This is a genomic window from Psychroserpens sp. SPM9, assembly GCF_025153525.1.
Lineage (GTDB): Bacteria > Bacteroidota > Bacteroidia > Flavobacteriales > Flavobacteriaceae > Psychroserpens.
Genome location: NZ_JANZNR010000005.1, coordinates 12,673 through 31,874 on the forward strand (window position 1 = coordinate 12,673; position 19,202 = coordinate 31,874).

Annotated in this window: 17 protein-coding genes; 9 read left to right on the forward strand and 8 right to left on the reverse strand. The window is 33.9% G+C overall.

Going from position 1 to position 19,202, the window contains the following annotated elements; all coding sequences use genetic code 11:
* The first annotated feature begins 147 nt into the window (after positions 1-147).
* The 4 genes from thrA (at position 148) to N4270_RS10755 (ending at position 5,286) form a co-directional block, all read left to right on the forward strand.
* Positions 148-2,595 carry a bifunctional aspartate kinase/homoserine dehydrogenase I gene (gene thrA, locus N4270_RS10740; RefSeq protein ID WP_260097117.1) on the forward strand — a complete coding sequence of 816 codons (2,448 nt, stop codon included), beginning with the start codon at positions 148-150 and terminating at the stop codon, positions 2,593-2,595.
* Positions 2,595-3,515: a homoserine kinase gene (locus N4270_RS10745; protein ID WP_260097119.1), complete on the forward strand. Its 921-nt coding sequence runs from the start codon at positions 2,595-2,597 to the stop codon at positions 3,513-3,515. Before thrA ends, N4270_RS10745 begins: the two co-directional genes overlap by 1 nt.
* Complete coding sequence (gene thrC / locus N4270_RS10750) at positions 3,516-4,814, forward strand: threonine synthase (protein ID WP_260097121.1); 1,299 nt, start codon at positions 3,516-3,518, stop codon at positions 4,812-4,814.
* Between the two features lie 142 nt (positions 4,815-4,956).
* On the forward strand, positions 4,957-5,286 hold the full coding sequence (locus tag N4270_RS10755; protein ID WP_260097123.1) for a hypothetical protein: 330 nt from the start codon (positions 4,957-4,959) through the stop codon (positions 5,284-5,286).
* 30 nt (positions 5,287-5,316) lie between these two features.
* Here N4270_RS10755 and N4270_RS10760 read toward each other — a convergent pair whose 3' ends face one another.
* From N4270_RS10760 to N4270_RS10770, 3 genes are read right to left on the reverse strand one after another with little or no spacing between them, the layout of a single operon-like run.
* The gene (locus tag N4270_RS10760) at positions 5,317-7,482 is read right to left on the reverse strand and encodes a DUF4795 domain-containing protein (protein WP_260097124.1); all 2,166 of its coding nucleotides are present in this window, start codon (positions 7,480-7,482) and stop codon (positions 5,317-5,319) included.
* Between the two features lie 11 nt (positions 7,483-7,493).
* A complete protein-coding gene (locus tag N4270_RS10765) occupies positions 7,494-8,141 on the reverse strand; it encodes a hypothetical protein (protein WP_260097125.1) in 648 nt (215 codons plus the stop codon).
* 3 nt (positions 8,142-8,144) lie between these two features.
* Positions 8,145-8,642 (reverse strand): T9SS type A sorting domain-containing protein, encoded by a 498-nt coding sequence (locus N4270_RS10770; RefSeq protein ID WP_260097127.1) that lies wholly within the window; start codon positions 8,640-8,642, stop codon positions 8,145-8,147.
* Between the two features lie 230 nt (positions 8,643-8,872).
* Here N4270_RS10770 and N4270_RS10775 point away from each other — a divergent pair, with 230 nt between their 5' ends.
* The 5 genes from N4270_RS10775 (at position 8,873) to N4270_RS10795 (ending at position 14,109) form a co-directional block, all read left to right on the forward strand.
* Positions 8,873-10,807: a hypothetical protein gene (locus tag N4270_RS10775; protein ID WP_260097128.1), complete on the forward strand. Its 1,935-nt coding sequence runs from the start codon at positions 8,873-8,875 to the stop codon at positions 10,805-10,807.
* Between the two features lie 226 nt (positions 10,808-11,033).
* A complete protein-coding gene (locus N4270_RS10780) occupies positions 11,034-11,990 on the forward strand; it encodes a hypothetical protein (protein WP_260097129.1) in 957 nt (318 codons plus the stop codon).
* A gap of 104 nt (positions 11,991-12,094) precedes the next feature.
* Positions 12,095-12,925, forward strand: coding sequence for a helix-turn-helix domain-containing protein (locus tag N4270_RS10785; RefSeq protein ID WP_260097130.1), 831 nt, complete (start codon positions 12,095-12,097; stop codon positions 12,923-12,925).
* A gap of 62 nt (positions 12,926-12,987) precedes the next feature.
* Positions 12,988-13,563: an SRPBCC domain-containing protein gene (locus tag N4270_RS10790; protein ID WP_260097132.1), complete on the forward strand. Its 576-nt coding sequence runs from the start codon at positions 12,988-12,990 to the stop codon at positions 13,561-13,563.
* A 3-nt stretch (positions 13,564-13,566) separates the two neighbouring features.
* A complete protein-coding gene (locus N4270_RS10795) occupies positions 13,567-14,109 on the forward strand; it encodes a DUF4287 domain-containing protein (RefSeq protein ID WP_260097134.1) in 543 nt (180 codons plus the stop codon).
* Positions 14,110-14,147: 38 nt separating this feature from the next.
* On the opposite strand, the gene N4270_RS10800 is transcribed toward N4270_RS10795, so the two are convergent.
* From N4270_RS10800 to N4270_RS10820, 5 genes are all read right to left on the reverse strand, one after another.
* A complete protein-coding gene (locus N4270_RS10800; protein WP_260097135.1) occupies positions 14,148-15,353 on the reverse strand; it encodes a hypothetical protein in 1,206 nt (401 codons plus the stop codon).
* 262 nt (positions 15,354-15,615) lie between these two features.
* The gene (locus tag N4270_RS10805; RefSeq protein ID WP_260097136.1) at positions 15,616-16,002 is read right to left on the reverse strand and encodes a hypothetical protein; all 387 of its coding nucleotides are present in this window, start codon (positions 16,000-16,002) and stop codon (positions 15,616-15,618) included.
* A gap of 75 nt (positions 16,003-16,077) precedes the next feature.
* A complete protein-coding gene (locus N4270_RS10810; protein WP_260097137.1) occupies positions 16,078-16,311 on the reverse strand; it encodes a hypothetical protein in 234 nt (77 codons plus the stop codon).
* Between the two features lie 94 nt (positions 16,312-16,405).
* Positions 16,406-18,499: a leucine-rich repeat domain-containing protein gene (locus N4270_RS10815; RefSeq protein WP_260097138.1), complete on the reverse strand. Its 2,094-nt coding sequence runs from the start codon at positions 18,497-18,499 to the stop codon at positions 16,406-16,408.
* Between the two features lie 45 nt (positions 18,500-18,544).
* On the reverse strand, positions 18,545-19,132 hold the full coding sequence (locus tag N4270_RS10820) for a hypothetical protein (protein ID WP_260097139.1): 588 nt from the start codon (positions 19,130-19,132) through the stop codon (positions 18,545-18,547).
* Between the last annotated feature and the right edge of the window lie 70 nt (positions 19,133-19,202).

Consider the following 19,202-nt stretch of genomic DNA (forward strand, 5'->3'; position numbering starts at 1 on the left):
ACAGACAAATATCAATTCAAATCTTCTCAATTGGTTTTGGGATTACATTTATTATGACGACCCTTAGGGGTTTTTAGTCTCTACATACACAACATACCCACATCCTGGTCTAGGAAAAATCAAACTAACAACATTAAATAACTACAGATGAATGTTTTAAAATTTGGCGGAACTTCAGTAGGTTCTACAAAAAACATAAATAATGTCATTTCAATTTTAGAAACCTATTCAAAAACCGATAAGGTTATTGGTGTCGTTTCTGCGGTTGGCGGCATTACAGACAAGTTGCTAAAAGCGGGTGAATTAGCACAAAATAAAGACCAAAATTACATTTCAGAATTTGATCAAATTAGTGAGATTCACAATACTATTTTATCTGAGTTAATTCCTGCAGAAAGCCCATCGGTCGCCAACCATCTTAACGATAAATTACAGGAACTTAGGAGTCTTTTAGATGGTATTTTTTTAATTAATGAATTATCTCCAAAAACCTCAGATAAACTCGTGAGTTTTGGTGAGCTATTATCCTCATATATTATTGCTGAAACACTTAAATCAAGAGGTTTAAATGGTCTTCGGAAAAATAGTCAAGAACTCATTGTCACGAATTCTAATTTTACCAAAGCCGAGGTTCTATTCCAACAAACCAATGACAATATCACACAGTATTTTTCGGAAGCATCCCAACAAATAACCATACTTCCTGGCTTTATTTCAAAATCAATTACAGGTGATATCACAACACTAGGAAGAGGTGGCTCCGATTTTACAGCGGCCATCATTGCTGCGGCTTTAAATGTTAACCGACTCGAAATCTGGACCGATGTGAGTGGCATGTATACTACCAATCCCAAATTGGTAAAACAGGCCTTTCCTATTCAAAAAATTTCCTATCAGGAAGCCATGGAATTGTCACATTTTGGAGCCAAAGTTTTATACCCTCCAACCGTTCAGCCTGTATTAGATCTAAACATTCCGATTCATATTAAAAACACCATGGAACCAGAAGCAACTGGCACCATTATTTCTAACGACTTAAAAGACGATAATACGCATCCCGTAAAAGGGATCACCAACATTAATAATATCGCTTTATTGACGCTTCAAGGGAGTGGTATGGTTGGAATCCCTGGGTTTTCAAAACGCTTGTTTGAAACCTTAGCCCAAGAGAAAATAAATGTGATTTTTATAACGCAAGCCTCTTCAGAACACTCGATTTGTTTTGGTATTGACAGTAAAGATTCTCATCAAGCTAAAACCGCCATTGATACTACTTTTGAGAATGAAATTTCATTGCATAAAATAGACCCAATTATTGTGGAATCAGGATTGTCTATTATTGCACTTGTGGGTGATCAAATGAAAAGCCATCAAGGGATTAGCGGTAAAATGTTTCGAACCTTAGGAAAGAATAATATTAATATTCGAGCTATTGCTCAAGGTGCTTCTGAAAGAAATATTTCGGCTGTTATTGTTGAAAAGGATGTCAAAAAAGCTCTCAACACTTTACATGAACGATTTTTTGAAGATAAAAACAAACAGCTTAATGTATTTATTACTGGTGTTGGCAATGTTGGCGAACGTCTTGTAGAACAAATTAAACAACAAAAAAAATATCTCAAAGAGCAACTTAAAATCAACCTTAAAGTGGTTGGGATTTCCAATTCCAGAACCATGATTTTTGATGATTCTGGTTTAGCTTTAAAACAGTGGAAAACAGACTTAGCTTCTGGAGAAAAAGCAACCTTAAACGGATTTCTAGAGCGAGCAAAGGCGTTTAATTTACGTAATAGCATCTTCGTAGATGTAACGGCAAATGAAGAGGTTTCAAATCTTTATGCTGCCTATTTAAGAGAGAGTATTGCTGTAGTTGCTTGTAATAAAATAGCTTGTTCTAGTAACATAGAAAACTACAAAAAATTAAAAGATTTATCGAGAAAATACAATGCGTCATTTTTATTTGAAACCAATGTTGGCGCAGGACTTCCTGTGATAGACACCCTAAATAATTTAATCGCTTCAGGTGACAAAATCACTTCTATTCAAGCGGTATTATCGGGAAGCCTTAACTTTGTTTTCAATAATTTTAATGCCTCAACAAAATTTCATGATGTTGTAAAACAAGCTCAGGAAGAAGGCTATACTGAACCTGATCCAAGAATAGATTTGAGTGGTATTGATGTCGCGAGAAAAATTTTAATTTTAGCACGTGAAAGTGGTACCGATATGAATCTTTCAGATATTGAAAATGAATCTTTTTTAACTCAGGCGAATCTGGAAAGCGATTCTGTGGCTGATTTTTATCAGACTTTACTTGATGACGAAGCTCATTTTCAAAGTTTGTATGCGTCGGCCCAAGCCAATGATTGCCAGTTAAAATATGTTGCCGAATTCAATAATGGCAACGCTAAAGTTGGACTGAAAGAAATTCCGAAAGGCCATCCATTTTACAACCTTGAAGGTAAAGATAATATTGTGATGTATTACTCACAGCGATACCCAGAACAACCCATGATTATTAAAGGCGCTGGCGCTGGTGCAGATGTTACTGCCTCCGGACTTTTTGCTGATATTATCAGAATAGGAAACAATTGATGAAAGAACTAAGAATAGTCTCACCTGCCACTGTTGCAAATGTATCTTGCGGCTTTGATGTACTCGGATTTTGCCTCGATAATATTGGCGATGAAATGGTCATTCGTACTACCGACAAAAAAGGCATTCATATCACCAAAATTGAAGGGTACGATTTACCGTTTGAAGCCGAAAAAAATGTAGCTGGTGTCTCGGCATTGGCTATGCTTGAAGACGCACAGATTGATCACGGATTTGAAATCGAAATTTACAAAAAAATCAAACCGGGAAGCGGGATTGGAAGCAGTTCTGCCAGTGCTGTAGGAAGTGTTTTTGCAATGAATGAATTATTAGGCAGACCTTATAACAAAACTGAATTGACAAACTTTGCCATGAAAGGTGAAGCCCTAGCGAGTCAATGTGAACATGCCGACAATATTGCACCTGCTATTTTTGGCGGATTTACATTAGTAAAATCGGTTGCACCTTTAGACATTTTACAGCTGCCAACACCTGAAAATTTATATGCTGTTATACTTCATCCACAAATTGAAATAAAAACAGCAGAAGCCCGAGCTATTTTACCAAAAACGGTACCTTTAAAAGATGCTATAACGCAATGGTCTAATGTTGGAAGTCTGGTACATGCCTTACATACCAATGATTACAATTTATTAAGCAAATCGCTTACCGATGTTGTTGTTGAGCCCTATCGCAGTCGGTTAATTCCCCATTTTAATGCTGTCAGACAAAGTGCTTTAGAACATGGCGCTTTAGGGGTTGGAATTTCGGGATCTGGACCTTCAATTTTTAGTCTATGTCACGGAAATGAAAAGGCAGAGCAAGTGGTTGTAGCGTTAAAAAAACTATATGCAGAAACAGCTATTCCTTTTGAAATTTATTGTTCAAAAATAAACACTCAAGGCATTAAAATTATATAAATGAATTATTACAGTTTAAATAGAAAAGCACCAGACACAAGCTTTGAACAAGCTGTCATTAAGGGATTAGCACCCGATCGAGGTTTGTATTTTCCGAAAGAAATAACAACTTTGCCTGCTTCCTTTTTTAAAGACATAGACAGTAAAACTAATACTGAAATTGCCTTTGAAGCCATTAAGCAATTTATAAGTCCAGAAATCCCTGAAAACACTCTAAAAACCATTATCGAAGAGACTTTAGCTTTCGATTTCCCTGTTGTAAAACTCAGTGATTCAATTTCAACTTTAGAATTATTTCACGGACCAACCATGGCGTTTAAGGATGTTGGGGCTCGGTTTATGGCGCGATGTTTAGGGTACTTTAATCAAAATAACACGAATGATGTTACCGTTTTAGTGGCGACTTCTGGCGATACTGGTGGCGCTGTTGCCAATGGTTTTTTAGGCGTAAAAGGTGTGAATGTTGTTATTTTATATCCTTCAGGAAAAGTAAGTGCGATTCAAGAAAAACAACTGACTACACTGGGACAAAATATTACAGCTTTAGAGGTCGATGGCGTTTTTGATGATTGTCAGGATATGGTAAAAAAAGCCTTTCTTGACGAATCGATTACAAGTCAAATGCAACTTACTTCAGCAAATTCGATAAATGTAGCGCGATGGTTGCCACAGCTCTTTTATTTTATCTTTGCCTATAAGCAATTGCACAAACATCATGACGAGATTGTATTTTCGATTCCTAGTGGCAACTTCGGAAATATCTGTGCTGGAATGATGGCACAACAGTTAGGCTTGCCTATACAACATTTTATCGCATCAAACAATGCTAACAATGTTGTTACCAACTACTTAAAAACCAAAAATTACAGTCCGAAACCTTCAGTTCAAACCCTAAGTAATGCCATGGACGTTGGAAATCCAAGTAATTTTGTCCGCATTCAGGAAATTTACAACAACGACTTTGAAACATTAAAGCAAAACTTATCTTCATTTAGTTATACTGATGACGACACTAAAGCGGCCTTATTAGAAATTTACGAGCGCTATAACTACATTGCAGATCCGCATGGTGCCGTTGGTTACTTAGGATGCAAAGACTACCTTAAAACGCATAAAAATGCGCATTGTGTATTTTTAGAAACGGCACATCCAACCAAGTTTTTAGATGTTGTTGAAGAAGTGATTCAAACTAAAGTTGACTTACCTCCTCAAATAAAAGCGGTGATGGACAAGACAAAAGTAGCTACTAAGATTTCTGATTATGAGGATTTGAAAGCCTATTTACTCAAAACAATTTAACCTCTGAAATTACGTTTGAATTTTATATCAGAATCAAAACTTTATGACTTCTTTTGTTTCTAAAACCTTCTTCGTAATTCTCATAAGTTTATCATTTTTTTCTTGTGACAGACCACAATGCGACACTAATAACACTGTGTTTTTGAACTACGAAGTTACAAGTAATGAATACCAAACCGAAGTTGCCAAACTCATAGAATCTATTGGTATAGAAAACCTCAGGTTTTGGTTGGCAGATTATATAGAAAAAGCCGACAAACATTATTTTATATTTTATACACAAGGCCATGATTTATGTGCTCAAATGATGGTTCAGGTGGATGCAGAAAACCCTAATTTTGGTGAGCTTATCAAGACAAAAGGTAAAGGCAGATTCAATGCTGAATTTGTTGGACTCTTAGTTGATATTGTTCCTAAAAACCCTAATCAAATTGAGTTCATCTACAAGAGCCACAAACGCATTATTGATTAACTATAAACCAAATGAGTTGTTGCCTCTGGATTACTTTCTTTTAAGACTCATATCTCGCATTCGTTTGATCACTTTAGCATAGTGTTCTGCTAGTTTTTGACCATTCTCAGGTGTTGGGTTTTCGATGGCTTCCATAAGGTAAGGAAATTTGGAAAAATCGAATTCACTCGTCTCAAATTGCGCTTTAATTTTTTGGGATAACTGTCTGAGTTGTTCCTGCTGATTTTTTGATGGATCAACCAACTGATCCTTAATATTGACAATATTTATCTTGTCAGAATTGGTTGGCATTTTCTCATCCAAATCGTATAAATCAACTTTAAAATCTGGGTCTAATTTAGCCAAGCTCAGCTGCATTAAATTTATAGTCTGTTGCATTTGTTTAACTGAAGCCGACATGTCATTAGAATTGATACCGACAGCAGTATTAACATATGAAAACAAGGAGTCACCTGATGATGTATCCCAAGCCACGCCAATAATGCGTTTATAGTCATCAATCTTCATTAATTCTGGAGATACTGCCATTGCTAAACCATCGGCATTTCCTGAAGGCAACACATAATCACCTTTATTTACTTTACCAATAACCTTTACAGGAACTTGTCCCATAAACGCAATACGTTCAAACAAATGTTCGTCTTCTTTTGCGGGCATCGCGCCACTAATTAATGGGTTTTGTGAAACAACCATATAATTTTCGGCAGAGGCAAAAGATTTAGATATTAATCCGCCTCTTACACCAACCACATCACCAAAAAACAAAGGTTCATTCTCGTCATATTTTTTTAACCATTCAGCATAATCTGCGCTACCAGATTCAAAAGCAATCCCAATATTTATAGCATTATATAAATACCATTCGGCTAATTGAATTCCGTCAATAGACAAATCCACAAAAGCCCAAATTGCATCGTCACAATCACCTGTTGCACAAAGTCCAGTTGCAGCAGCGAGATTCACTCCGAAGCGTTGAATTGAGACTGCAAAATCCATGGTATAATGATAAGCAGTAAATGAAAAGTCATTCGCATAAAACTGATTTTCAAACACATCATTTATAAGGGCATCGGGATCAAAATTAAATTCGGGAGCAGGCGTAAAATCTATAAATAAATCGATTAAATCGCCAACACTTGGCGGATCAATAATATCCAATAAAAAATCTAATGCTATCGGCTCCAAATAATCATTCCCTTCAATACGCCCTCTTGCCTGGCCATTGTTACTAAAAAACGTGATATAATTATTATCTCTATCAGGTTGATCTTCAGTTAATCTAATGGCTATACCTTGGCTACTACCCTGCACTTGAAACGGATAAGAATTGTAACTATTTTGAGTGGCATTGACTTCTGCATTGATTCTAACACGGTTGTTAAAAAGACTGACGCCTTCTACTTTCAAATCATCATTTAAATCGGTTCTTCCGTCCACATTTAAATTCCCTGACAGATTGGATAAATTGGCATTATTTACATTAAATGCATTATTAATATTGGTGATTCCATCTGCCGTTAAGGTATTTAAACTCGAATGTTGATTGACTGTCAAATTATCAAATACGCCATCGGTAAAGAAGGCCGTTCCGAACACATATAAATCACCCGAAAGTGTCGTTGTACTTTGATTATTGACATTAAAATCACTTTCTATATTCGTTTCACCGTCTACCGTTAGTGTTCCAGAAAGGTTTGTCGGACTTTGATTATTGACCGATAAACTATTATTTAAGTTGGTTTCGCCATCGACATCGAGTGTTGATGTAGCAATGATTTCACGATGTCTCACGTAGGGAATATAAGTCAAATTTTGTTGGCTAAAGGTGATTAAACCATTACCATCAAACAAGTCGATTTCAACTATTAACCGCTTTGGATTATCCCAGTAAATTTGATTGAATTCGGAAGGACTTCCGCTGGTTGTGACCCCTTGACCAATCATTAAACTTATCATTCCGAAAGGATCGGTTTCTGTTTGATGAGTTTCCTGATACACCACTATACCAGCTCCATCTTCAATTGTAAAACGAACTTCTAGAGGCTTGTTTGGTACATTATTATTTGGAATATCAACACCTGGAATTTCCTGTGGATTATTATCAATAATAACCGCTTGATAATTGATTCCGTCGGTTTGTGCAAAGGCATAAATATTGAGTAAAAGACCTGTGATTAATAGTAATTTTTTTTTCATGATTTGTAGTTTTAAAATGGGCAATTGCAATTGGGTAAACTGATAATGATTCCGAAACCAAATTGATGTGCTAATAATTTTAATTCTTCTTGATCTGTAGCATTTCCTTTATCGAGTAAGACTGTTTTTCCCAGTGAATAATTTGCAGTGATATGTGTATTTCTGGATATAGGATACGTCATCATTAATCCGCCTCTTAAAAAGAAAATATGGTTATTAAATTCTTCTTCGCCTACTAAATTGAATACTTGGTTATTGAGGGTTTGGTTCCCTTGTATCAAAAATTCAGCAGAAGCAGTGCCTTTCAGAAAAAAAGAAAAATCTCTGATTCGAAATATTCTAAAGTCTACTCCTGCCTCGACGCCTAAATAAGTTACATCCCATTCGTAAAAATTGTCTAATAGGCGATCACTTCCAATTGCACCATATCCGTTATAGTTTGCTCCAATTGAGAAGAATAAAGTTTCATTATGATTTAAAACATCTCTATACCCCATTTTTAAATAATTATTGGGTTTAGATTGCATATTATCCAAACGGACTCCTAGTGAATTCTTATAATCAAAAGCAGACATGGTTTTTCCTATTTCCATAAATAACTGCTGGCTATTACATAGGTTTGTTAAGGTTACAACCATTAAAAAGACTATACGTTTCATACCTTATCGTCTCACTAATTTTGCAACTAATAGCTCTGTTCGCATTTGCAATCTAAACAGATAACTTCCCGAACTTAAATCCCCAAAATTTATAATTAAGCTCTGCATTGGTTGAAACGTTTTGTCATAAACCAAACGCCCTAGTATGTCGTGTACTGTAACTGTTATCACATCAATAATGGGCTCTTGAAATTGAACATTGACATGATCAACAAATGGATTGGGATAGAAAAAACCCAAAAGATGAGTATCCAGATGTTCTGAAATGAGTGAAACATCAAGTGGTTGTAAAAACCCTTGACGCAAACTATAGTTATTTGCATTGTAGGTACGAATAACACTTTGCTGACCTATACTTTCTTGTATATAATAACTTTTTGCGTTTGCAAATACAAGATGAGTTGATCCTTGAATCCCTAAAGATTCCCGTTTTAAAGTTTGTGCAAATCCTAATGAACCGATGAGCATTAAACTTGTAATAATCCAGTTTTGATATGACATAATTAACACGTTTAATTTTATCGAAGGTAGGACAGGCTCATGCTTAAAAAAAGAAAAAAAGACGATGTCCACCCTTTGTCCACCACCAAAAAAAACCTTCAAATAAAAAAAGAAGGATCTTTATAATACGTCAAAAAGGCGTAAAAAAATATTATTAACAAATTGATTTTCATCGTATTAAATAATTTTAAGAATTGTTTGTATTTTAGAGAATCTAACCACCACAAAACATGGAATCAAAAACAAGCACTAGAAATGTCCCAATTTCAAAATTTCAGAATAATGTCTACTTTGAGGTGGACAAACTCCTTTTTTTAATTTTCATTTTGACCTTTGGAATGCATTTGAATTTAAATGCTCAGTTTGATAAAAAAATAGACAGCATTCAGCAAAGAATTAATTCCGCAGAAAATGATAGCATAAGAGCTACCGAACAATTAACGCTGGCGGAAATGATTATCTATCAAGATCCTCAAAAAGCCAAAGCGTATATTGATAGTGCTGAAACTATTTATCAAACCAAAACCTACGAACGAGGATTTGCAAACTTATATGCAGTAAAAGCAAATTATGCATATACTCAAAGTGATTATGAATCTGCCATGACCTATTTAAATCGATCTGGTGATGAGTTCATGAAAATTGGTGATACGCTTTTAGGCTTAACCATAAAATCAAATGTTATTATTACAATGAACGGACTGTCTAAACCTTTGGATAGTATAGAAAAAGCAATGAACGCCATTGAACCTTTAATTATCAAATACCAAGATTCGTCTTTAATGGCTACGATGTTAGGACATAGAAGTGACATGGCATTAGAAAAAGGTCATAGAAATATTGCTTTGGCAAAGATGTTAGAAAATATTGAATTGAGGGAAGCCTTTAAAGACTCTGCGTATTTACCGCAGGTTTATTATAAAATAGGCGTACTATACCTCGAGATGTTTGACTATGAAAAAGGTATTGAGCAATTTGACATTGGAATCAATATATGTGATGACGTTGGTCAAAACAATTTAAAAGCACAACTGCTCCGGATGAAAGCTTTAGGATTAAAGCAACTCAAGCGATATGATGAATCTAAAATAAATTATGAAGCAGCTTTAGAACTCTCTAAGCGCATAAATCTAAGAAGAAACATTGCGAAAACATATATACAATTAGCTGAGCTAGAAATGGATCAAGGCAACTTTACTCAAGCCAAAAATTATCTCAATGCATATGATAAACTTGCCGATGATATTAAGATTGGAGCAGTTTTATATGATTATAACTTAACAAGTGGTCAGTTAAATTTAAAAATAAATCAGCCTAAAGCTGCCTTAGCTAATTTAGATTATTGCTTAGAAGTTGCCGAGTCATATAATTCGTTTAGAGATATTAGTTGGTCAAAGTTATATCGATCTCGAGCACTTAAACAATTAGGTCGATTAAATGAAGCATACAATGAATTGCAAGAAAGTAGTGATGCAAAGGATTCTCTAAATAATTATTTAAGAACAAGTTTATCAGAAGAACAAAAAATAATCTATGAGACTAATAGAAAAGAGAAAGAAATTGCGCTTCAAAAATCTGAAATCGAGTTATTAAGAGAGAAAGAGAAAGTTACCAAGGGAAGGCAATTGTTGTTAATAATTGGAATTAGTTCTCTTTTATTGCTTGGCGGATTAGTCTTCTATGGATTACGTCAAAAAATGAGACGACAAAAAGCTGAAAAAGAAAAAGTTGATGCCTCATTAGAGTTTAAAGAAAAAGAACTAACAACACATGCTTTACATCTCGCACACAAAAATGAAGTTTTACTCGATCTAAAATCTCAATTAAAAGAGTTAAAATCAACTTCTGATAATTCTAGAAACTATCAAAAGGTGATCAATACTATCAATTTGGATATTAATAATGATAACAACTGGGAACAATTTAGAACCTATTTTGAAGATGTTCACAAAGGCTTTAATGCCAAAGTGATGAAAAGCTATCCTGGGGTTTCTACCAACGATTTAAGACTCATGTCATTACTTAAAATGAACCTGTCATCAAAAGAAATTGCTAACATTTTAAACATTTCAACCGAAGGTGTCAAAAAAGCACGGTATCGTCTACGTAAAAAACTCAACTTATCAACAGAAGACTCCTTACAAGAATTAGTTATTGAATTGTAAATCAATTTATTACATAACAAAGTCCACTTGTTGTCCAATAAATAGTATTGGACTGTCCACGAGTTGTCCACCATCAAAATTTTAATTCATAATAAACACCCTCTATGTTTGTGCTGTCATTAATTTGACAACCAGTTTTGTGGTGCCTTGCGCTGGTTAGGCTGCAGACTTTACCAGTTGCAAGACGCTACGAAAACTTATTAAAAAACCACAAAACATTAGCATTATGAATTTCTTAAACTCCAACCCATTTAAAATAAGCTTTGTCCTAATCACGTCTATGTTTATCACTGTATCATGCAGTAGTGAAGATGATGCTTCAGATGATTCACCAACAAACACCAATATAGAGGTTTCTATAAATGAATATCCAAACTCTGGAGATCTTATTACTACAGTTACATCCAGTCTGTCAGGTGACTTAAGTTTCAGTGTAACATCTCAATCCTTATCTCAAGCATTCGACCTCAACAGCTCTACAGGAGAGTTACGTGTTTTAGATTGGCAATTATATGATTTTGAAACCAATCCAACTATGACAACATCTGTTGAAATTAGTAATGGAACTGATAGTGAAAATAAGCTTATCATCATTTCAATAAACGATATAGACGATATTGCTGCGTTTTTAAATAGTTCACTTACTGAATATGAAAACGCTAATGCTGGCGAATGGATTATGGTCACTGAAAGCGAATACAATGACTTAGCTAACTATTTATCGCTTGTCACTAAAAGTGGAGCAACAAACGAACATATTTCAAACACTGCAAATATTCAACAAAATTCGGGCAATGCATTATTAGCGAATAGAAATGGTGATACAATGCCAGAAGGCAGTTATTTATTTGCGTTTAAATACTATTCTTGGGCAAATAATGTATCTGGAACGAAAGTGAAAGTCTCTGAAGATGATGAATCCGGTATTTACAATACAGTGGGAACTACACTGCCTCAACATAATGATGAATACAATCATTTTGTTATAAAAGGAAATGCAACAGCAACCAATAACGAAGGATATCTAGCCATATTTTCAAACTTAGGTATAGGTTTTAAAAGTATTGAGGGCACTATTTACGGTTGGGGAGACGGAGGCGATACCGACATGATTACCAATGGTAATATTAACGCCGTGTTTTTATACCAAGGTTTGAGTACCACATTAAAACAATGGGATTAGCCAAAATCACGTTAGTTTGTTAAAAAGAGTAAGCCTTAGTGCTTGCTCTTTTTTTATTCTGAAAAAATGACGAACTTGGTTATGAAATTATAATCCATATATACGTGATATTTGAAACACACCCATTAACACCTCCTTTATCTGAGCATGTCGAATCTATATTTTACTTTAAAAATTTTAAACCTGACCATTCTATTGAACGGGTTGTACCTACAGGACATGTATTTATCATATTTGAATTAGATGGTTTTAAACGCCATACTTATGACAATAAGACTCTAAAAACAAACGGTGATTTTTGTAACGTTTGGATTTCTGGAATGCATAAAAACTACCTCTCTATTTCGGCTCATCAAAATTCTGAAATGCTAGTTATTCAATTCAAAACCATTGGCGCATATCCTTTTTTTAAATTTCCAATTCAAAATTTAAATGATAAGGTCATTAATGCTGAAGATATATTTGGAAATGATATATTAGAATTAAGACATCAAATTTTGAAACGAAATAAAGTTTCGGAAAAATTCAAACTCACCAGAGAATGGCTCATTAAAAATTATGATCCTAAAAAAATACCTCACACCTCAATTGTTCATATTTTAAATCTTCTTAAAACAAAATCCGAGCGAGAAAACACTAGTATTATAGACGCTTATTCTAAATCTCAAAAGCATCTTATTAATCAGTTTAAAACTTACTTCGGTCTTACTCCAAAAGTATTTCATAGAATATTCAGATTCAACGATTTACTCCTACAAATACATCAGAAACAAAACCTCGATTGGTCACAAATTGCCTACGAATTTGGATACTCAGACCAATCGCATTTTATAAAGGAGTTTAAAGCGTTTTCTGGATTTAATCCTCAGGAATTTATAAAATCAGGTTTTCAAAATAATGAACCCAATTTCTTTCCACTAGACAAAAAAGGTTAATATTTTACTATTATAATTAACAATAAGTTTCTTAATTTGTGATGTACACTTACTTTAAAATTATGAAACTTTTCCAAATTCAGATTATACTATTATGTTTTTCAATAACACTGTATGCTCAGGAAACTGAAAAAAGAGTTACTTCTGTAATTGACTCCTCTCAAACCGATAATATGGTTTTAAAACAATCATTTGTGGTTAATGTTTCCTTAGATTCTGTTTGGAATGCATACACAACAAAAAAAGGATGGGAAAGTTGGGTGGCTGCTAAAGCTGAAATTGATTTCAAAATAAACGGTATTATTAAAACCACCTATGATAAAGACGCAAAAATTGGTGATGATTCAACCATTATTTTACACATTACCAATTACATTCCAAAACGCATGTTAACATTGCAGGCCACACTCACAAAAAACTTCCCTGAGTTTATGAAAGCTGACGAAGACGACTTATACAATATAATCCTTTTTGAACCTATAAGCGCTAACCAAACTAAAGTTATCTCTTATGGAATTGGCTATAAAAACAATGTAAAATATATGTCATTAATGAAATTCTTCATCAAAGGAAATGAACAATCATACCGCAATCTGATATCGTATTTAGAAACCGGAAAACCTTCTATAAATTATTAAATTATGGACAAAGCACTGCAAACAATGATTGATAATATGCCAGAAAAAACTGGAAAATCATTAGATCAATGGAAAACTATCTTAAAGGCTAAAGCTTTTTCAAAACACTCAGAAGGTCTTAATTTTCTTAAAAAAGAACATGGTGTCACACATGGTTACGCCAATACCATTATTTTATTATCTAAAGATGAAAGTCCTTCTGAAGATGACTTGGTAAGCAATCAATACAAAGGAAAAGAGAGCTTATTCCCTATTTATGAAATGCTTATTGACACTATCAAACCCTTCGGAAATGACATCACAATCACTCCTAAAAAAACTAGTGTTAGTGTGATTAGAAAACGTCAATTTGTACTTATCAAACCAGCGACTAAAACACGGATTGATCTCGGATTCAAACTTCCTGACAAACCAACCACAGATCGGTTAGGCAACTCTGGACCTTTCGGAACCATGTGTACACATAGAGTTCAATTAACCTCAGTTGACGATGTAGATTCAGAATTAATTGGTTGGATGAAAGAAGCCTATACTTTAGCAAAGTAATTTTATCGATTAAAATGTAAAATGCTCTCTAAAACATCTTAGTTATACTCATCACCATTGAAGGTTAATACGGTCTTTTTTTCAGTAATGTCTTCCTTAGATTTACAATCACCATTTTCATCTTCATGATTTTTAGTTTCTGTAATTTTACTTTTTACTAGTATATCAAAATAGTCATTGGTCTTTTTGGTAGACATCATGAATGTGTTTTTGATTTCAGTGAATTCACCAGTACATCTCGTGTCCCATGCTCCTGAATATTCCATAGCACTGTAACTATCTAAAACCTTAACTAAAGCATCTTTCGACTTTACAAATAGAGATATGTCTTCACTACTATAAGGATTGGGTTGCGACCTGCTATAATAAAACACACGTACACCGAAAGCTTTTGAATCTTTGGCAACCTGATACGCTGCAGTATCAATAGATATCCTTTCAATGGCTACAGCATGAGACAGCCAACCATTGGTTTTAAAACTCTCAAAATATTGGTGGGTGATTTTTCCGGTCTTCGTATTTACCAAGAGAATATAGCTGTTTAGTTTGAACATATGTTCATTTTCTTCTGCAATTTCAGGAATAACTACAATGGTCTCATTAGGGCTATTGGGTTGCGTTTTGGCAATTACAAAGTCCTGATGAATTTTAGATTTTTCTAAACCGAGTTGCTTTATTACCGAATCAATTAGAATGTCTTCCTCAGAAAGTTTCGTAATAATTCCATCTGCTTCGATGGTGTGTAATGATGTGTTCACTTTCTTTTCGTCAATCCATAAAATATGATCCACTGTTAACTTGTTGCGCTCAATTTTAGTTTCTATTCTCGATTGTCCTTCGGCTATTTCGTCGTAAGCAACAACTTCATGATCTATAATATTGCCTTTTAAATCATAGTTTATTAAGGTTGATTCCATTTCGTTATCACCTTTTTTAACGGTTACCACAACAGAATAAAAATCTTTAGACAGTACTATTTTATAACATCTTATAGCCTTATAATTATAACCTTCTTTATAAAAATTCGCGTATACATCTTCTAATTTTAAAGTTTTTACATCAACCGTTTTATAATCTTCGGCTTCAATGAAACTATCAAAATTTGTAGTGTCGTTTAGTGGAATATCTTTTGCCCACATCGTCTCTATAAGTTGATAAAATTTTGAAGCTACATGTTCTTGAGCTATCATTTTGGTCGTAAAACTGAATGCAATAATCGTTATTAGCAGATGGTAAGATTTCATTGTTGAAATGTTTAAAAACCGTTAGTGTTGAAAATTAATATTTATTAATTCCATTCTGAAAATGAACATATTATCGTTTTTATGTCTTTATAAAAAGTTTTAAACTCTAAAGTAAAGGTATCATTTTCATTATTATATTAAATCAATGACCTTTTCTAATAAATAATGAAGTCCACCTACTCCAATGGCAATAATCAATAGAAACATAAAACGAACATAAGGAATTGCATTTTATTAGTTAGCAAAATACTTGACGGTTTATTTATGCAGCAGCTCTTATAACTGTTTTCTCTAGTTCTTCAAAGGCTTTTTGTTGTGACCCAACTAATAGTGCTTGCTTAATTTTACCAGCAACAATCTCAATAACATTTCGATATGCTTTTTCGCTTTTACCAAAGTAAGCATGCAGCATTTTATTAGGAATTATATGATTAATTTTTACCGTATTTTCATTCATAAAAAAGACTTTTATGGCATGCATCCCACTCTTTTTAAGAACAATACATTGCGCCATTTGCCCATTAGCATCTGTTCGTACTTCCCAGGAGTCATACGTTTTAGAGCATTCAAAATTTGATTCTTGCTTTAAAAGATTGTATAATTTATCTAGTGAGTTATAGTCGCTTTTAATTTCTATTAAATTTTCCATGGTTATAAGTTTTTAATTACTAGTTCATTTTTAGGTAGGAATACTTAGGATGCAACTAAGTGTAAAGGTTGATTCTTATTCGTCTACTGAATAGTCCCCATCTGCTTCATCGCTTCCAAAAAAGAAGAATAGTGCAGCACCAATAACAATTAATAGAATTCTAATAATCCATCCAGTGGTATTGCCCCAAGCATCTACCCAAGCAAGTAATCTAATATTATAATTAAAAACTGAAAGTAGAATTGATATAATACCCATAGCTGCAAGTAGTAAGCCGCCTTTTCCTAATTTTGATGTGATGTGTTCCATAATAATTTTAAGTTTTTTTGATTATACAAATCTGGTTGTTGCATTTACGGTATTATACATACAACAACCAGTGAATTTTAAGTAAAATGAGGCTTTATTTTATAAACTTTTGTGTCACAGTACCTTTATCAAATTTGAGTTTTAGAATATAAATACCATTTGCAAAAGTGCTTGTAGTTATTTCGGTAGTTCTACCTGTAGCTATTTGCTGCCCAGAAATACTATAAATAGTATAGTTATCTAGTCTAACATTATTCGATGCTAAAATTTTAACGGTATCAGTAGTTGTAATGATTTTTATGTTGTTATCTAGTTCAAAATCAGAGACACTTAGAGCATCTTCAGTAACCGGATTAAAGCCTGTCCATAAAGCACCTGAATCTGTAACATAAGCACCCATTGTTCCTGGTGGAATATGTAAATGGATGTTGCTGCGGTTAAACGCAAATGTATCATTAGTACCAGTAGTAATTGTTGGTGGTGTTACAGCAAATGACGTGACACTAGCTAATGGATTATTACCAAATGCTAATAAACCAATAAAAGTAACATTGCTTGGAATAGTAACATCCGTTAAATTATTGTCTACAAAAGCACCAATACCTATATCAGCAACATTAGCACCTAATGATAGGTTTGTAATAGGATTGGTAGCAAAAGCTGTAGTGCCAATAATGGTAACACTATCTGGTATTGTTACACTCGTTAAATTGTTAGTATTAAATGCTGAAATCCCAATGTTTGTAACACTATTAGGAATTATAACACTAGTTAAGCCTATATTTTCAAATGCTGAATTATCGATTTTAACAACATCAAATACATTAGAACCTGCTGTAACAGATGCTGGTATAACCACATTAGTACCATTTGCTGGGTCGTAATTTGAAACTTCAATAGTAGTTGGGGACGTAGCTTCAAAAACCATTTTAAAGCCTGTCCATAGTGCTCCGGGATCTGTAACATATTCGTCCGTTGCATTATTAATTATCACTAGATCGATATTACTTCGGTCTCCATTTTGAGCAAACGTATCGGTACTATTGTTTGTAGTTATAGTGGGTGGAATTGCAGCCAACGATACAACACTATTTAGAGGATTTGAAATAAAAGCTAAAGGACCTATACTGGTAACACTCTCTGGTAATATAACATCTGTAAGTTGATTTGTGTGAAAAGCGGAAATCTCTATAGTAGTAATACTATTAGGAATAGTTACATCCGTTAAATTTTTACTTTGAAAAGCTCCACCGCCAATACTAGTAACATTATAACTTGAAACACTATAAGAAACAGAAGCCGGTATATCAACCACAGTACCTCCAGCCATATCATAATCTATCGCCTCAACGGTTTCTGGTGATACAGAAGTTACTTCATAAGTTATATAATCTACAATAAAGGTATCTCCAATTGATGCACTAGCTTCCGTTACTGTATTAAAACCTGTCCAATTTGCTGTTGGGCTTGGGTTGGTTACATAATCATTTAAAGTGCCAAAAGGTATAAATAAATCAATATTAGAGCGGTTAATCCCAAAGGTGTCAGCTGTAGGAACCGTAGTTATATCTGGAGGAATGATAGCCAAAGATGTAACACTAACTAGTGGACTATTTTCAAATGCAATTGAGCCAATGCTCGTTACACTGCTTGGAATTGTTATACTGGTCAGCAAGGTATTTCTAAAAGCACCTAGACCTATGGTAATAAGACCATTTCCAAAATTAACATTACTAATATCGGTAAAATCAAATGCTTGTTGACCAATACTTGTTACACTATCTGGAATAATAATACTTGTTAAGCCAGTATTAAAAAAAGCACTATTTTGTATATCAATAACACCATTTTGAATAGTTGCACTTACCATATTATTGTTGCTATCGAAGGCACCATTTTTTATAGTTTCAACACTTCCAGAGATAGTTACATCAGTCAATTGCTTAAGTCTGAAAGCATCTACTCCAATACTGGTTACGCTAAATACATCAGTATTATTTTGAACCGTATTTGGTATAGTTACAATTGTACCACCTGCTGTATTATAATCAATGGCTTCAACCTCATCTGGTGACAAAGATGTAATCTCATAGGTGATAAAATTATCTACAAAAGTATCTCCAACGGATTGGGAATACCCAATTACAGCTGTAAATAAAGTCATTAAAATAAGTAGTTGTTTTTTCATTTTGTTTTGGTTTTAAGGTTAAAGTAAATTTATTTTTAAGCCGCTCTAATAATCCATTTTAATAAGATCACCCTCTAGTGTATAGTAAAAACGAAACGTGGTACCTCCATTTTCTGAATTGAGGCTAATCGTATACTCCGTTTTACTTAGATCGCCATTGTCTGGAAAAATTAAGCCTGCTATGCTCAAGGTTGGATTATCAAGGTTTTTTTCATCCTTAAGTTTTTGAACCGATTGTTCTACTAAACCACCCAATTTGGATAAGCTTATAGTTTCACCTAACTGAAACATATAGTCTGCAGCTTTTGTGCCTTCAGGAACTTCAATTGTGATGTCTGAATTTTGCTGCCAGATATCTTGGGTCAGATTCCATTGTCCCATTTTTAAAGATTCTGGATCTTCAGTAACGGTAACACCAATAATATTACCTATTGATTTATTGTAAGTAATAGTAAGGTCTGTATAGTAAGCATCCTTACCAAACTTGCTCACGAGCTCGTTTTCTATTTCTGTAAAGCCTTCTGAAGTTGCTGGTTGGTTATTGGTTGAGCTGCTACATGATATTAATTGTATAAAGACTAATAGTGTAAATAAGTAGCCTATTGAGCTTAATTTTGTGGTCTTGTTTTTCATAATAATAGTTGGTAATGAGTAAAGCGAAACGTCATTATTCACCCAATTGATTTTACTCGTTTTGTTTAAA

Bases quoted from the DNA above. Each gene is read 5' to 3' on its own strand.
- thrA (WP_260097117.1), top strand. From the start codon at position 148: ATGAATGTTTTAAAATTTGGCGGAACTTCAGTAGGTTCTACAAAAAAC.
- N4270_RS10745 (WP_260097119.1), top strand. From the start codon at position 2,595: ATGAAAGAACTAAGAATAGTCTCACCTGCCACTGTTGCAAATGTATCT.
- thrC (WP_260097121.1), top strand. From the start codon at position 3,516: ATGAATTATTACAGTTTAAATAGAAAAGCACCAGACACAAGCTTTGAA.
- N4270_RS10760 (WP_260097124.1), bottom strand. From the start codon at position 7,482: ATGAAAAAAAAATTACTATTAATCACAGGTCTTTTACTCAATATTTAT.
- N4270_RS10765 (WP_260097125.1), bottom strand. From the start codon at position 8,141: ATGAAACGTATAGTCTTTTTAATGGTTGTAACCTTAACAAACCTATGT.
- N4270_RS10770 (WP_260097127.1), bottom strand. From the start codon at position 8,642: ATGTCATATCAAAACTGGATTATTACAAGTTTAATGCTCATCGGTTCA.
- N4270_RS10775 (WP_260097128.1), top strand. From the start codon at position 8,873: ATGGAATCAAAAACAAGCACTAGAAATGTCCCAATTTCAAAATTTCAG.
- N4270_RS10780 (WP_260097129.1), top strand. From the start codon at position 11,034: ATGAATTTCTTAAACTCCAACCCATTTAAAATAAGCTTTGTCCTAATC.
- N4270_RS10790 (WP_260097132.1), top strand. From the start codon at position 12,988: ATGAAACTTTTCCAAATTCAGATTATACTATTATGTTTTTCAATAACA.
- N4270_RS10795 (WP_260097134.1), top strand. From the start codon at position 13,567: ATGGACAAAGCACTGCAAACAATGATTGATAATATGCCAGAAAAAACT.
- N4270_RS10800 (WP_260097135.1), bottom strand. From the start codon at position 15,353: ATGAAATCTTACCATCTGCTAATAACGATTATTGCATTCAGTTTTACG.
- N4270_RS10805 (WP_260097136.1), bottom strand. From the start codon at position 16,002: ATGGAAAATTTAATAGAAATTAAAAGCGACTATAACTCACTAGATAAA.
- N4270_RS10810 (WP_260097137.1), bottom strand. From the start codon at position 16,311: ATGGAACACATCACATCAAAATTAGGAAAAGGCGGCTTACTACTTGCA.
- N4270_RS10815 (WP_260097138.1), bottom strand. From the start codon at position 18,499: ATGAAAAAACAACTACTTATTTTAATGACTTTATTTACAGCTGTAATT.
- N4270_RS10820 (WP_260097139.1), bottom strand. From the start codon at position 19,132: ATGAAAAACAAGACCACAAAATTAAGCTCAATAGGCTACTTATTTACA.